The sequence below is a fragment of the Microbispora rosea genome, assembly GCF_044460045.1.
Lineage (GTDB): Bacteria > Actinomycetota > Actinomycetes > Streptosporangiales > Streptosporangiaceae > Microbispora > Microbispora rosea.
Genome location: NZ_JBITJO010000008.1, coordinates 32,250 through 46,357, shown reverse-complemented (window position 1 = coordinate 46,357; position 14,108 = coordinate 32,250). Strand labels below are relative to the sequence as shown.

12 protein-coding genes are annotated in these 14,108 nt (G+C 73.1%); 10 read left to right on the top strand and 2 right to left on the bottom strand.

The window, feature by feature from the left end:
* The first annotated feature begins 10 nt into the window (after positions 1-10).
* Positions 11-1,423 carry a lipopolysaccharide biosynthesis protein gene (locus ACIBK1_RS29285; protein WP_396738932.1) on the top strand — a complete coding sequence of 471 codons (1,413 nt, stop codon included), beginning with the start codon at positions 11-13 and terminating at the stop codon, positions 1,421-1,423.
* Positions 1,420-2,373, top strand: coding sequence for a sulfotransferase (locus ACIBK1_RS29280; protein WP_396738930.1), 954 nt, complete (start codon positions 1,420-1,422; stop codon positions 2,371-2,373). Before ACIBK1_RS29285 ends, ACIBK1_RS29280 begins: the two co-directional genes overlap by 4 nt.
* 87 nt (positions 2,374-2,460) lie before the next feature.
* On the opposite strand, the gene ACIBK1_RS29275 is transcribed toward ACIBK1_RS29280, so the two are convergent.
* Positions 2,461-2,961 (bottom strand): MarR family winged helix-turn-helix transcriptional regulator, encoded by a 501-nt coding sequence (locus tag ACIBK1_RS29275; protein WP_030507619.1) that lies wholly within the window; start codon positions 2,959-2,961, stop codon positions 2,461-2,463.
* Between the two features lie 110 nt (positions 2,962-3,071).
* Between ACIBK1_RS29275 and ACIBK1_RS29270 the strand changes: the two genes are divergently transcribed.
* The 3 genes from ACIBK1_RS29270 to ACIBK1_RS29260 all read left to right on the top strand — a co-directional run bounded on the left by ACIBK1_RS29270 (position 3,072) and on the right by ACIBK1_RS29260 (position 5,688).
* Positions 3,072-4,019 carry an EamA family transporter gene (locus ACIBK1_RS29270; RefSeq protein WP_156080883.1) on the top strand — a complete coding sequence of 316 codons (948 nt, stop codon included), beginning with the start codon at positions 3,072-3,074 and terminating at the stop codon, positions 4,017-4,019.
* Positions 4,020-4,189: 170 nt separating this feature from the next.
* The gene (locus ACIBK1_RS29265) at positions 4,190-4,810 is read left to right on the top strand and encodes a cyclodeaminase/cyclohydrolase family protein (protein ID WP_396738927.1); all 621 of its coding nucleotides are present in this window, start codon (positions 4,190-4,192) and stop codon (positions 4,808-4,810) included.
* On the top strand, positions 4,807-5,688 hold the full coding sequence (locus ACIBK1_RS29260) for a bifunctional 5,10-methylenetetrahydrofolate dehydrogenase/5,10-methenyltetrahydrofolate cyclohydrolase (protein WP_396738925.1): 882 nt from the start codon (positions 4,807-4,809) through the stop codon (positions 5,686-5,688). The genes ACIBK1_RS29265 and ACIBK1_RS29260 overlap by 4 nt, the downstream gene beginning before the upstream one ends.
* 28 nt (positions 5,689-5,716) lie before the next feature.
* On the opposite strand, the gene ACIBK1_RS29255 is transcribed toward ACIBK1_RS29260, so the two are convergent.
* Complete coding sequence (locus tag ACIBK1_RS29255; RefSeq protein ID WP_396738924.1) at positions 5,717-6,934, bottom strand: MFS transporter; 1,218 nt, start codon at positions 6,932-6,934, stop codon at positions 5,717-5,719.
* Positions 6,935-7,166: 232 nt separating this feature from the next.
* Between ACIBK1_RS29255 and ACIBK1_RS29250 the strand changes: the two genes are divergently transcribed.
* The 5 genes from ACIBK1_RS29250 to ACIBK1_RS29230 all read left to right on the top strand — a co-directional run bounded on the left by ACIBK1_RS29250 (position 7,167) and on the right by ACIBK1_RS29230 (position 13,962).
* Positions 7,167-7,481 (top strand): YciI family protein, encoded by a 315-nt coding sequence (locus ACIBK1_RS29250; RefSeq protein WP_030507624.1) that lies wholly within the window; start codon positions 7,167-7,169, stop codon positions 7,479-7,481.
* Positions 7,478-8,722, top strand: coding sequence for an RNA polymerase sigma factor (locus ACIBK1_RS29245; RefSeq protein ID WP_396738921.1), 1,245 nt, complete (start codon positions 7,478-7,480; stop codon positions 8,720-8,722). The genes ACIBK1_RS29250 and ACIBK1_RS29245 overlap by 4 nt, the downstream gene beginning before the upstream one ends.
* Positions 8,723-8,874: 152 nt before the next feature.
* Complete coding sequence (locus ACIBK1_RS29240; protein WP_396738919.1) at positions 8,875-9,195, top strand: hypothetical protein; 321 nt, start codon at positions 8,875-8,877, stop codon at positions 9,193-9,195.
* A 68-nt stretch (positions 9,196-9,263) separates the two neighbouring features.
* On the top strand, positions 9,264-10,403 hold the full coding sequence (locus ACIBK1_RS29235; protein WP_396738917.1) for a hypothetical protein: 1,140 nt from the start codon (positions 9,264-9,266) through the stop codon (positions 10,401-10,403).
* 160 nt (positions 10,404-10,563) lie between these two features.
* Positions 10,564-13,962, top strand: coding sequence for a phosphodiester glycosidase family protein (locus tag ACIBK1_RS29230; RefSeq protein WP_396738915.1), 3,399 nt, complete (start codon positions 10,564-10,566; stop codon positions 13,960-13,962).
* The last annotated feature ends 146 nt before the right edge of the window (positions 13,963-14,108 follow it).

Below are 14,108 nucleotides of genomic sequence, written 5' to 3'. Positions count from 1 at the left end.
CGGACCTCCAGTGGGTCCCGGACGCGATCGCCCCGAGCAGGGGAACCCGTCCGCGACCGGAGGTCCGGAGGGGCCCGGGAATCCGTCCGGGCGGGAGGGCCCGTCCGCGCACGGGAGTCCTCCGGAGCGCAGGGGTCTTCTCCGGCACGGAGTCGCCGGGCTGGCCACGGCGGCCGCCGCCGCGGGCGGGCAGTTCGCGCTCGTGCTCGTGGTGACGCGGTCGCTGTCCCCTCAGGCCGCCGGCGCGTTCTTCACGGCCACCGCGCTGTGCCTGATGCTCGCGGGCGTCGTCCGCCTCGACGCCGGCAACGGCCTCGTCCACGCCCTGGCCCGCAACAGGCCCGCCGGCGACGCCGGCCGGGATGGGGGCCACCGGCTGGTCCGCGGGGTCCTCGCCCCGGTGGCCGCGCTCGCGTCGGTGACGGGCGCCGGGGTCGCCGTGGCGGCCGGGCCGCTGGCCGGGCTCACCGGCGTGCCCGGCGGCGTCTGGGTCGTGCTGGCCGCCGCCCTGCCGTTCGTCGTCCTGTCCGACGTGCTGATCTGCGCCACCCGCGGCCTCGGCACCATGCGGCCGACACTGCTGCTCACCGGGGCCGTCCAGCCGCTCGGGCAGCTCGCCCTCGTCACCGCCGCCGTGCTCTGCGCGGCGCCGCCGCCGGTGCTGGCCGCGGCCTGGGCGCTTCCCGCTGTGGCCGGGGCGGTGCTGGCCGCCGTACGGCTGCGCAGACTCGGGCCGTGCGACGTGGGGGAGGTGGGCGCCTTCTGGCGGCACACCGCCCCTCGGTCGGTGGCGGCGGCCCTGCAATCGGTGTTCCAGCGGCTCGACGTGGTGATCGTCGCGCTGCTCGCGGGACCCGCGGCGGCGGCCGTCTACACGGCGGCGACCCGGTTCAAGGTGCTGGGACAGCTCGCCGGTCAGGGGCTCGCCCAGGCCGCGCAGGCACGGCTGGTCAGGGCCCTCGCCGAGGGCGACCTGGACGGCGCCCGCGCGCTGTATCGCACCACCACCAGGTGGCTGATCGCGCTCACCTGGCCGCTCTGGCTGGGATACGCGGCGCTCGCGCCGTGGCTGCTGCCGCTGTTCGGCCCCGCCTACGCCGGCGGCAGCGTGATCGCGCTCGTCCTTTCGGCCACGATGATGGTGGCAACCGCCTGCGGGATGGTCGACGTCGTGCTCGTCGCGGGCGGGCGCACGGCCGCCAGCCTGGCCAACGTGGCCGCGGCCGTCGCCGTGACGATCGCCCTCGACGTGCTGCTCGTCCCCGCGTACGGCGCGCTGGGGGCAGTGCTGGGCTGGTCGGGCGGCGTGCTCGTGAAGAACCTGCTGCCCGCCGTCCAGGTCCATCGCCGCTACGGCCTGCTCCCCCTGGGCCTGCGCCGTCCCGCCCCGGCGACGGCCGCCCGGATGAGGGCGGTGTCGTGACGCCGGAACCGCCTGTGCTGGTCACCGGCCTGCCGCGCAGCGGCACGAGCTGGGTGGGCCGGATGCTCACCGCGAGCGGGCGGCTGGTCTACGTCAACGAGCCGCTGAACCCGCAGCGCCCGCCCGGCCGCTCTCCCGGCGTGCTCGACGCGTCCGTAACCCACCGTTTCCAGTACATCTGCCCGGACAACGAGACGCCCTGGCTGGCGGCGTTCTCCCGTACGGTCGCGCTGCGGTACGGCTGGGCGGCCGAGCTGCGCCGCAACCACGGCCCGGGCGACCTCGCGCGGATGGCCAAATACGGCACGGCGTTCACCCTCGGCCGCCTGCTGGCCAGGAGGGCGCTGCTGGACGATCCGTTCGCGCTCCTGTCGGCCCAGTGGTTCGCCGAACGCCTCGGGTGCCGCGTGGTCGTCGTGGTCCGCGACCCCGTGTCATTCGCCGGGAGCTGGCGGCGGCTCGGGTGGAGGGTGGACGTGCGCGAACTGCTCGGCCAGCCCCTCCTGATGCGTGACCACCCGTACGTGGCCGAGCTGGAGCCCTTCGCCGGCGAGCGGGACGTGATCACCGCGGCGGCCGTTCTGTGGCAGGTCGCGTGGCGGGTCACCCGCACGGTGGCCCGGCGGGCGGCCGGCATCAGGGTCGTGCGTTACGAGGACCTGTGCGCCACGCCCCTCGACGGCTTCCGCGACCTCTACGACTGGTGCGGCCTGCCCTGGACCGACCGCGCCGTCCGTCGGATAACCGCGGCCAGCACGTCCTCCCGGAAACCGGCCCGTTCCCCGTTCACCTGGTCGGGCCTGTCCCGTACGGCCTACCGCCCGATGGACTCCCGCCGGGCGATCACAGCGGCCTCGCTCCCCCACGAGGACGCCGCCCGCGTCCAGCACCTTGTCGCCCTCGTCCGGCACCCGCTCGACAGTCCGCCACCGCCTCCGTTCGGGAAATGACATATTCCGCGAACGGCGGAGCCGGCCCATCTCCTGAACCCTGCAGCGCGGCTGAAGCACACTGCTACGTCTCCTCGAGAAGCCGGCCTAACCGAGGGTGGTGTCGCCGAGGGAGGCGAGGAGGGTGCGCAGGGCGGCGGCGAAGTGGTCGCGCTCCCGGGGGTCCAGCGACGCCAGCAGGCGCGCCTCGTTCGCCACGTGCGGCTCCAGAACCTCGTTCACGAGCGCGAGACCGCGCTCGGTGAGCCTCACCCGGATCGACCGCCGGTCACCGGAGTCGGGGACCCGTTCGACGAGTCCCTTGGACGCCATGCGGTCGATGCGGTTGGTGATCGCACCGGAGGTCACCATCGCCGCCCTGTTGAGGGCTCCCGCCGTCAGCTCGTACGGCGGGCCGGACCGGCGCAACGTGGCCAGGACGTCGAACTCCCAGCGCTCCAGGTCGTACGCGGCGAAGAACTCCTTCAGCTCCCGGTCGAGCAGCCGCGACAGCCGGCTGATCCTGCCCATGATCCCCATCGGCCACACGTCCAGGTCAGGACGTTCCCGCGCCCACTGCGCCAGCAGCAGGTCGACCGCGTCACCCATGGCGACCCCTAAGCACTAAGTATCTCAACGTTCATCAGTTTGACGTCGATGCAAATCGCGTGGTGTTATTTCAACGTTGAGATTATCAATGAGGAGCAATCTCCATGGGCATGTCCGCCGCATCCCGGTCCGGCTCCGCGCCACCCGCCGCAACGCTGGCCCTCACCGCGCTCACGCCGCTCGCCTGGGGCTCGACGTACGCCGTGACCACGGAGTTCCTGCCGCCCGACCGCCCGATGTTCACCGCGGTGATGAGGGCGCTGCCCGCCGGGCTGGCGTTGCTGGTCATCGGCCGCGTGCTGCCGCGCGGCGTGTGGATCTGGCGGGCCGCCGTGCTCGGCGTGCTGAACATCGGGGCGTTCTTCCCGTTGCTGTTCCTGGCGGCGTACCGGCTGCCCGGCGGCGTCGCGGCCGTGCTGGGCGCCGTCGGGCCGTTGTTCGCGCTCGCCTTCGCCGCCCTGCTGCTCGCCGAGCGTCCCACCGCGCGCAAGGTGCTCGCCGGACTCCTCGGACTGCTCGGCGTCGGGTTGGTCGTCCTGCGCGCCGAGGCCCGGCTCGACATGGTCGGCGTGCTCGCCGGGCTGGCCGGGGCCGCGTCCATGTCCGCGGGGACCGTGCTGACCAAGCGCTGGGGCCGTCCGGAGGGGGTCGGGGCCCTCGCCCTCACCGGGTGGCAGCTCACGGCCGGCGGGCTGCTGCTCGTCCCGGTCGCACTGCTCATCGAGGGCGCACCCCCGGCCCTGAGCGGCGAGAACCTGCTCGGCTACGCCTACCTGGGCGTCGTCGGCACCGCCGTCGGCTACTGGATCTGGTTCCGCGGCATCTCCCGGCTCCCCGCCACGTCGGTCGCCTTCCTCGCGCTGCTGAGCCCGGTCTCCGCGGCCGTCATCGGCTGGGCGGCGCTCGGGCAGTCCCTCAGTCCGATCCAGTTGCTCGGCATGGTCCTCGCCCTCGGGGGCACCCTCCTCGGTCAGGCCCCGGCGGGGCCCTCCCGGCGCGCCGCGGCCCCGCCCGAGCCCGTACGGCCCGAGGCCCGGACGGCCTGCCCGTCCCGCTGACACGAACGCGCCCCATACACGGAGCGGCGAGCGGGACGTGGGAGGATTTTCCCGGCCGTGCCATGCGCGAGCTGTGGTGACGTGCGCACCATGTCACGCGCGACCGTGCCACGCGCGAGCGGTGCCACGCGTGGTGACGCGCGAACCAGGACGACCGGAGGACGAGCGCGATGCGTGACGAGAAGATCAGCGATTTCCTGTCCCGCCTCGCCGATCGGGTGCCCGCGCCGGGCGGCGGCGCCGCCGCGGCCCTGCAGGCCGCACAGGCCGCGGCCCTGCTGGGCATGGTCGCGCGCTACACCACCGGCGAGAAGTACGCCGAGCACGCGGCCGTGATCGAACGGATCACCGGCGAGACCGACGTACTGCGGTCGAGCGCCCTGCGCCTGGCCGAGGACGACGAGGCGGCGTTCACGGCGGTCACCGAGGCGTACAAGCTGCCCAAGGACACCGACGAGGCCAAGGCGGCCCGATCGGCCGCCATCGCCGAGGCGCTGGTGGGGGCGGGCAGAGTCCCGGCCGAGGTGGTCGCCGTCGCGAGGAAGGCCGTCGGCGTCGCCGAGGAACTGCTGCCCATCGGCAACCGCAACGTCGTCTCCGACATCGCCGCCGCCACCGAGGCCGCCCGGGCCGCGGCGACCACCGCCCGGGTGAACATCGAGATCAACCTCGGGGGGATCAAGGACGAGCGCGCCCGCGCCGAACTGGCCGCCGAGGCGGCCGGGGTGGACGAGGTCGCCGCTCGGGCCGAACGGGTCACCGCCGCCGTCCGCGAGGAGATCGCCAAATGAGCGCCCGCGTGCTGTCCGGCAAGGAGCTCGCGGCGTCCATCCGGGCCGAGGCCGCCGAGCGGGCCGCCGCGCTCGCCGCGGACGGCAGGCCGCCGAAACTCGCGGTCGTCGTCGCCACGGCGGACGAGTCCAGCGCCTGGTACGTACGCTCGATCGCCCGCGCCGCCGAGAAGGCCGGCATCGCCTGCGACATCGTCGACCTCGGGGCGGAGGCCGCCCCCCGCCTGATCCGCGACCGGCTGGCGGCGCTGAGCGCCGACGACGCCGTGCACGGGATCATCCTCCAGACCCCGCTGCCGCAGGGCGCGAAGCTGGAGGACCTGGCCGGCGCGATCGCGTTCGAGAAGGACGTCGACGGCGCCAACCCGCTGTCGCTGGGCCGCCTGGCCGCGGGCCTGCCCGCGTTCGCTCCGGCGACCGCCGAGGCCGTCGTGGCGATCCTCGACCACCACGAGGTCGACCTGACCGGCCTCCACGTCGCCGTGGTCGGCCGCTCCACCGTGGTCGGCAAACCCGCCGCTCATCTCCTGCTCGACAGGAACGCCACCGTGACGGTCTGCCACTCCCGTACGCGGGAACTGCCCGCTGTCACCTCCGTGGCCGACGTGGTCGTGGCCGCGGTCGGCCGCGCCGGACTGATCACGGCCGAGCACGTGCGGGCCGGGGCGGTGGTCGTGGACGTCGGCACCAACCCCACCGAGGACGGCGGCCTGGTGGGCGACGTCGACGCGGTCGCGGTGGCGGACAAGGCGGGGGCGCTCACGCCCGTGCCCGGCGGGGTCGGCCCGGTCACCACCGCGCTGCTGCTGCGGCACACCGTAAATGCCGCCGGGAATGCCGCCGTGAATACCACCGTGCAGGCCGCCGGCCGCGGCTGAGCGCGCGCCCTGCCCCGGCCCCACGCCGTCAGAGCGCCCCGTCCGGCACACCGGCCGGAACGACAGGTGGAGTCGATGACGGGGTGCGCGCCACCACCGGAGCCTTCCAGGCCACGGTCACCAGCAGCGGCACCAGCAGCGCCAGCGTCCAGGTCAGCCCGAGCACCTGTGCGACGCGGCCGACGAGCGCCGGAGCGAGCAGCATGGCGGAGTACGTCATGGTGGTGAGCCGGGCGACCGCGGCGGTCGCTCCCGTGCCGCCGTCCTCCGTGCCCGCGTGCCCGGCCGCACTGAAGATCAGTGGCAGCGGTGTCGCCAGCCCGAGACCGGCGAGGGCGAACCCGGCGATCGCGAGGATCGGCGTGGGGGCCACGACCACCGCCGTCAGGCCGGCGGCCGCCAGCGCGGTGCCGCTCCGCACCAGGACGCGTGCCGGGTGCCGGGCGGACAACCGGTCGCCCACCAGCCGTCCGGCCGTCTGGCAGGCGGTGAAGGCGACGAGGCCCAGCGAGGCCACGCCCAGCGAGGCGCCGAGGTCCTCGTGCAGGAACACACCGCTCCAGGTGATGACGGCCCCCTCGCAGGCCAGCACCGCCGCGCCCAGCGCGCCGAGGAGCAGGACGCGGCGCGTCCAGCCCGCCCGCCATCCTCGCCGTCCGGCGCCGTCGTCCGTACGTGCGGGCGAGGGTCCACCGGAAGGCTCCTCGGCCGGCAGCCCCCTGCCCACCACCAGGACGACGGCCATCACGACCCCTCCCACGATCAGGTAGTGCGTGGTGAGGGACATGCCCGCCTGCGCCGCGGCCCCACCGGTGAGCGACCCGGCCACGGAGCCGATGCTCCATGCCGCGTGGCAGCCGTTCATGATGGGACGGTGCGCCGCCCGTTCGACCATCACCGCCTGCGCGTTCATCGCCGTGTCGAGCAGCCCGTTCGCGGCGCCGACGAGCAGCATGGCCGCGGCCAGGTGGACGGGCCCGCCGGCGAGGCCCACCCCGAGCAGGGCGAGGGGAAGCGCGACCGCGGCGATCCGCACGACCCACGCGCTGCCGATCCGCGCCGCGAGGCGCCCGGCGACCTGCGTGGCGGCGAGCGCCGCCACCCCGACCAGGGCGGTCAGGAGCCCGAGCAGCCCAGCCGTCAGTTCGTGATCCGTCTTCAGCGACGGCGTGCGGACCGCGAGCGAGGCGATCAGCGCGCCGTTCACGGCGAACACCGCCGTCACCGCCGCGCGTGCCCGTCGCACGGCTCTCCCCTCCCGGCCCTCTCGTCGTCGCTCCTGGCCGGCTTCCCGAGCCACCTCGGACATGCGTCCCGCCTTCCCGTACGGCACCTCCCGACGGGCGCCTCCCAGAAGGACGACGCCGCCGACGCGGATTTTCGACATCCGGGCGGGACCGGATGTCGATTTCGGAGACTCACCGCGTCGTAGAGGAGAGCGGCCGCGCGGGGCGGCCCGTGTCCGGAGGAGGAAGCCGTTGAAATACCTGCTGTTGATCTGCGTCGAGGAGTCGGTCGAAGTCAGCCCCGAGCAGGCCGACCCCGAGCCGTGGATCGAGGAGACGGAGCGCCGCGGAGTGCGCCTCGACGGGCATCGCCTGTGCCCGGTCAGCGACGCCACGACGGTGCGAGCCGGACTGGTGACGCAGGGACCGTTCGCCGAGACCAAGGAGCAGATCGGCGGGTTCGACATCATCGAGTGCGCCGACCTGGACGAGGCCATCGAGATCGCCTTGAAGCATCCCGTGGCGTCGTTCGGCTCGATCGAGGTGAGGCCGTTCTGGCCGGAATGAGCGGCGCCGACGTCACCCGGGTCGTCGAGGAGGCGTTCCGCGAGGAGTGGGGCCGCGTCGTCGCCACGCTCATCCGGCTGACCGGCGACTGGGACCTGGCAGAGGAGTGCGCCCAGGACGCCTTCGCCCAGGCACTCGCCCGCTGGCCCCGGGACGGCGTGCCGCGCCGCCCCGGGGCGTGGCTCACCACGGCGGCCCGCAACCGCGCGCTGGACCGGTTCCGTCGCGGCGCCACCGAGGCGGCACGGCTGCGCTCGATCGCGGCCACGCCGGCCGGTCCCGATCCGGAGCCGGTGGAGGAGGATCACGTGCCCGACGACCGGTTGCGCCTGATGTTCACCTGCTGTCACCCGGCCCTGCCGCTGGAGGCGCAGGTCGCCCTCACCCTCCGTACGCTCGCGGGGCTGACCACGGCCGAGATCGCCGCGGCGTTCATGGTGCCGGAGACGACCATGGCGCAGCGGCTGGTCAGGGCCAAGAAGAAGATCCGCAACGCCGGCATCCCCTATCGGGTGCCGCCCGCGCACCTGCTGGCCGAGCGGACGGCGGGGGTGCTCGGCGTGCTGTACGTCCTGTTCACCGAGGGATACTCGGCCAGCGGCGGGCCGAGCCCCGCCCGGCCGGAGCTGACCGCCGAGGCCATCCGGCTGGCCCGGGTGCTCACCGGTCTGATGCCGGGCGAGCCCGAGGCGCAGGGGCTGCTCGCGCTGATGCTGCTGCAGGACTCACGGCGCGTGGCCCGGTTCGACGCGGCGGGCGACATCGTCACCCTGGAGTTCCAGGACCGCGCGCAGTGGGACCACGACGAGATCGAGGAGGGGCTGCGGCTGCTGGACGACGCGCTAGCGTGCCGCCGCCCCGGGCCCTACCAGGTGCAGGCCGCCATCGCCGCCTGTCACGCCATCGCCCTCGACCCGGACGACACCGACTGGCCGCAGATCGCCGGTCTCTACGCGCAGCTCGCACGGCTGGCGCCGTCTCCGGTCGTCGAGTTGAACCGGGCGGTGGCCGTCGCGATGGCCGACGGCCCTCTCGCGGGTCTGCGGCTGGTCGACGAACTGCGGGCGGGCGGCGCGCTGGCCGGGCACCACCTGCTCGCCGCGACCCGTGCCGACCTGCTGCGCAGGCTGGGCCGTACGGCGGACGCGGCGCAGGCCTACGAGGAGGCCCTGGCGCTCGCGCCGACCGACGCGGAGCGCCGGTACCTCACCCGCAGACGTGCCGAGACCGGTGGGACCTGACAGGCCGTGCGGCCCCTGCCGGCCAGGCGCGATCGGCCGGCGGCGATCACAAGGCAGGCGCCGCAAGGTCCCGTCATCGTAAAGTGGAGGTGCCTCGTCGAGTTGCTCCAGAGACTGGGACGATCACCAATCGGTCCACCGGAAGGCGATTCATGTCGATGCCGCACCGAAACCGCATCTGGATCTGGGTGGGACGGCTGACTTTCGGCCTCATCGTCATCGGGATCGTGGCGTACTTCTCAGCGGCCGGGCTCGACAAGGCCGACAAACTCGCCAGCGTCCTCGGTTTCCTTCTGGCGCTTGCCGCTCTGGTCGTGCCACACCTGTTCTCCGTCTCTTCCGGCGATGGAGGACGAGGCTCGACGTCATCCGCGGGGAATGCCTTACACGGTCAGATCGACGCCCGTCACGCTCAAGGCGTGCAGATCAACCAGTCCGGCGGCAACACGCAGCACAACAACTTCGCGTCGTGATGCGTGAGCAGCACGAGGGGAACATCGGCGAGACCGCGTCCGGAACGCCTCCGGAGGGCGGCCCCGGAGTGGACGCCCGTGACGCACGCGGCCTGCAGGTCAACCAGGGCTCGGGAAACTCGCAGGTCAACAACTTCGGGCAGCCGTCGCTAAAGGACGACCTTCGCAATCTGAACGTGCGCGATATCGAGAGCGCGTTCGACGAGTTCTGCAAGCGGGATCGCGGCAGACAGCTCTGGCTGTTGTCGGAATATCCGAGATCGGACGAGCTCCTCAACCTCATCTGCACGCGAGCCGGCTATGAGCAGTGCGCCGACCTCCTCTACGGCATGGCGGCCGATCGCCTGATGCAGCGACTCGGGCAACTCCAGCAGGAGCACAGGACCGAGGTTCTGAAACAGCTGGCCACGCGCTTGGCGGCGGACACCGAGGGAGCCCCCGCCCGCGTCAGGGAGTACGCCGCGGCCAGTCGCGGCCGGACCGCCCAGATGCTGGTCTACATGACGCGGCTGCACACCGGCCCCGAGCGAGGCCGCACCACGACCACCGTCAGGCTGCTTCCCGGCCCGGGCTTCATCCTGGAGTTGCGGGACGACGCCGCCACGATCCTCCTGAAGTCACTTCTGTTTCGATACGGGCCCGCGGCTCCGGATGGAGGAAGACAGCTCATCGCGAGCCCGACCCAAGAGGCCCCCCGGTTGCTCGAGCAGTTGGTGGCACTGGACGCGGAACGAGTGACCGCGATACTGATCCCGCTCGACGCCGCCATGATCGCGGCATGCCTCAGGCACATTCGGATGACGTTCGCCCGCCGGATACTGCACAAAGTGTCGGCCGACTACACGGACAGATACGAGGAGATACTCGAAAAGCTGCCTCGGCCTATGGCGGCGACCCTGCTCGGGCAGATGTCGCCGACGGCGAGATCCAGGGCGGGAACGCTCGACGGCTGGACGACGGGTTGGCTGTGGATCGATGCCTGCCTGACTCTGCTCACGTATGCGGCTCCGATTCTGACCCGGCTCGCGGACAGGGGCGGCCGGCGTCTTCCCGCTACGGAAATCCGGCACGAAGTCCACGAGATCTGGCGAGCGGCGACCTCGCACGCCGTGAAGGACGGTGACTACTACCGCAAGCAGCGCAACCAGCTCGCCCTGTCGACAGTCGTACTCCTGCTGTCCCTGGTGGTCGCGATCGCGCTCCACTGAGCCCCGCACGGCCGTCTGTCGTTCTCACGCCACGGACGCGGCCCGCCAGGGCCGGGAAGATCCGTCGTTCATGGGGTGGTCATGGCGGCGTCATGCCGTGGACGGAAGATCGGTTTGGAGATTGTCTACCTTCAGGCCCGTTATTGCTTGGAGGTACAAAATGCGCAAATTTGCGCACATTGCCGTGGCGGTCGTCACCGCGGGCTCCGTGGCCGCCGGCGGGACGGCATGGGCCGAGGCGCCCCCCGGTGACAGGCCGGCCGAACCGCCCGGCTACCAGACCACCGTCCCCGGCGAGTCGGTCGAGGCGGCCCGCACCGACCGCGTGATCGCCCCCGGCATCACGCTGACCTCGTTCGACACCTTCGGCCGTACGGGCTGGACCCGCACGCACGTGCTCGACGCCGACCTGGCGGACGACCGGGTGGACGTGGGCATGGTCGGCGGCACGCTGACCGAGACCCGGGCGCTGTCGAAGTCGGCGGACGCCGCGGGAGCCGTGGCCGCGGTCAACGGGGACTACTACGACATCAACCAGACCAACGCGGTCATCGGTCCCGAGGTCAGGGACGGCCAGGTGCGCAAGGCGACCACCCAGCCCGCCACGGTCGCCTCGGTGGGCGAGGACAAGGTCGCCCGGCTCGCGAGCGCGCTGCTGGAGAGCACGGTGAAGGTGGGCGGCACGGACCATCCGGTCGCCTCGCTCAACTCGGCGTCCCTGCCCGCGAACGCCGTCTCGGTCTTCACCGACCAGTGGGGGCCGGGCCTGCGCACGCTGATCGGCCACGGCATGCCCGTCATCGAGCTGGTCGTCGCCGGCGGCGTCGTCACGGCGGTCAACGACGCGGTCACCACGACCCCGGCGCCCGCGGGAGGCCTGGTGGTCGTGGGCGTGGGGAGCGCGGCGGCCTCGCTCGCCACCGCCAAGGCCGGCGACCCCGTGACACTCACCACCGGCCTGCGCACCGACTCCCCCGCGAAGCTGCGCACCGCGCTGGGCAGCGGAGAGGTCCTCGTACGGGACGGCCAGGCCGTCGACTTCCCGCCCTCGACGGGCAACGACGCGCCGAAGCCGCGTACGGCGATCGGCTGGCGCGACGGCGGCAGGCGGCTCCTGCTCGTGACCGTCGACGGCTCGGCCAACTTCTCGGCCGGTCTGAGCTTCGACGAGACGGCCAAGCTCCTCGTACGGCTCGGCGCCGACGAGGCGTTCATGCTCGACGGCGGCGGCTCGTCCGATCTCGTCGCCCGCACGCCCGGAGACGCCGGGGTGAGCGTGGTCAACACCCCGTCGGACGGCGGCGAACGGCTCATCCCCAGCGGAGTCGGGCTGTTCGCCGCGAAGGGATCGGGAGCACTCAAGGGCATCGCGGTGCGGACGAGCGCGCCGCGTGTCTTCCCCGGGCTCACCCTCGGCGTCTCCGCCGCCGGGTACGACGAGTCGTACGCCCCGGTCGCCCTCGACGGCGGCACGGCCGGCAAGGGCGACCCCGTCCGCTGGAACGCCGGGAAGCTCGGCACGGTGCGCGACGGCGTGCTGCACGCCGAGCGTTCCGGCGAGGGCGAGATCGAGGCCCGCTCGAAGCAGGTGCACGGCGCGGCGGACGTCCGCGTGCTCGATGCCCTGTCCACCGTCGCGTTCACCGAGACGAGCCTGACCCTGGACGCCGGCGGCTCGGCCGTCGTGGGGGTCACCGGCGCCGACGCCGACGGCTTCGACGCGCCGATCGCCGCCCGGGACGTCGACCTGGACTACGACACGGCCGTGGTGAAGGTCGAGCCCCGCGACGACGGGTCGTTCACGGTCACCGGGCTGGAGGCGGCCGACGGCCGCGGCGCCGTGATCACCGCGACCGTCCAGGGCAAGGTCGCGCACCTGTCCGTCGCCGTCGGGCTGAAGCGCGGGTCGCTGGCTGAGTTCGACGGCGGCGAGCCCTGGGGCGTCTCGACCGCCAAGGCCACCGCGTCGGTGGCGGGCGTCGACGCCGCGGACCGTCCCGGCGCGGCGGCCGGCAACCAGGCCCTCGCGCTCACCTACGACTTCACCGGCACCTCCGGCACGTCTGCGGCGTACGCGGTGGCCAAGCCCGGGCCGATCACCCTGCCGACCGGCACCAGGCGGCTCGGCCTGTGGGTGTACGGCGACGGCCGCGGGCACTGGCTGCGGGCCACGCTGCGGTCGCAGGGCACGACGAACGTCCCCTTCACCTTCGCCACCGTCGTCGACTGGACCGGGTGGAAGTGGGTCGAGGGCACCCTGCCCACCGGTTTCACCGAGCCGATCACGCTGCTCAACGTGTACGTGGTCGAGACGTCCAACCTTGCCAAGGATGCGGGACAGCTCAGGTTCGACGGGCTCACCGCGCTGGTCGGACAGGATCTCGCCACCGGCGACGCCCTGACCCCCGATCCGTTCGTCCTTGAGCAGGCCGACATCGACCGTTCGCGCTGGCAGTTCGCGATCATGTCCGATCTGCACGTGGGCGCGGCCGGGGGCACGACGTCGTTCGCGGCGCAGCAGGCGACCGCCGCGCTGAAGCAGGCCGTCGCCGCGAAGCCCGACTTCATCGTGATCAACGGCGACTTCGTCGACAACAACACGCCGGCCGACTTCGCACTCGCCCAGGAAATCCTCAAGGCCGGCGTGCCGGCGGACCTGCCGGTCTACTGGACGCCGGGCAACCACGAGTCCGGGGCCACGGCGACGGGGACCCTGGACGCCTTCCTCGCCACCGGGCGGCCTGCCCACCAGGTGTTCGACCACAAGGGCACCCGCTTCGTCCTGCTCAACACCACGCTGGGCGGGCTGCGGGCGTCGGACTGGTCGCAGGTGCCGGAGCTGCGGCAGGACCTGGACGCGGCGGCGAAGGACAAGGCCGTGAAGTCCCTCGCGGTCGTCTTCCACCACCCTCTCCGCGATCCCTCGGGTGCGGGCGCGTCGCAGTTCTCCGACCAGCGCGAGGCGGACCTCGTCGAGAAGTGGCTCGCCGACTGGCGTGAGTCGTCGGGCAAGCCGGTCGCGTTGTTCACCGGCCACGCCCACACCGCCGCCGCCACCAGGTCGGACGGCGTGCTGGAGGTCACCACGCCGCCGGTGGGCAAGACGCCCTACAGCTCCCCCGACAAGGGCGGGTTCTTCGGGTGGGACCTCGTCGGGGTCGACCCCCGGCCGGGAAAGGTCGAGGCGGGCCGTCCCAGCCCGCAGACCCGCGACTGGGTCGCGGCGCGGACGAACCCGCTGATCGACGCGATCTCCCTGACGGCGCCCGGCACGCTCGCCCCGGGCGCCTCGGCGGAGGTCTCGGCGACGGGCGGCAACAGCGGCGCCAACCTGACGTTCCCGCTGGCGTACCCGGCCAGCGTGACGTGGAGCGGCGACCGCGCCCTCGCCGTGGCCGAGTCGGCCGCGGACGCGGAGAAGGCGGCACGCCGCCACGACGTCGTCGCGGTCCTCGACCTGTCCACGCACACGCTCACCGGCGTACGGCCCGGCCAGGCCACCCTCACGGTCACATCGGGAGGGCAGACCGCCTCAGCCACGATCACCGTAGCCAAGTAGGCCCGATAGGAACAGCCGAGCGGGCCCGATAGGAGCCGCCGGGCCGGCACGCGGCCCGATGAGAGCGGCGGGCCGGTCCCCCTCACCCGGGGCGACCGGCCCGCCGTTCTTGCGTTCGCGGCCGCGGCAGGCGTGGCAGCGATTCG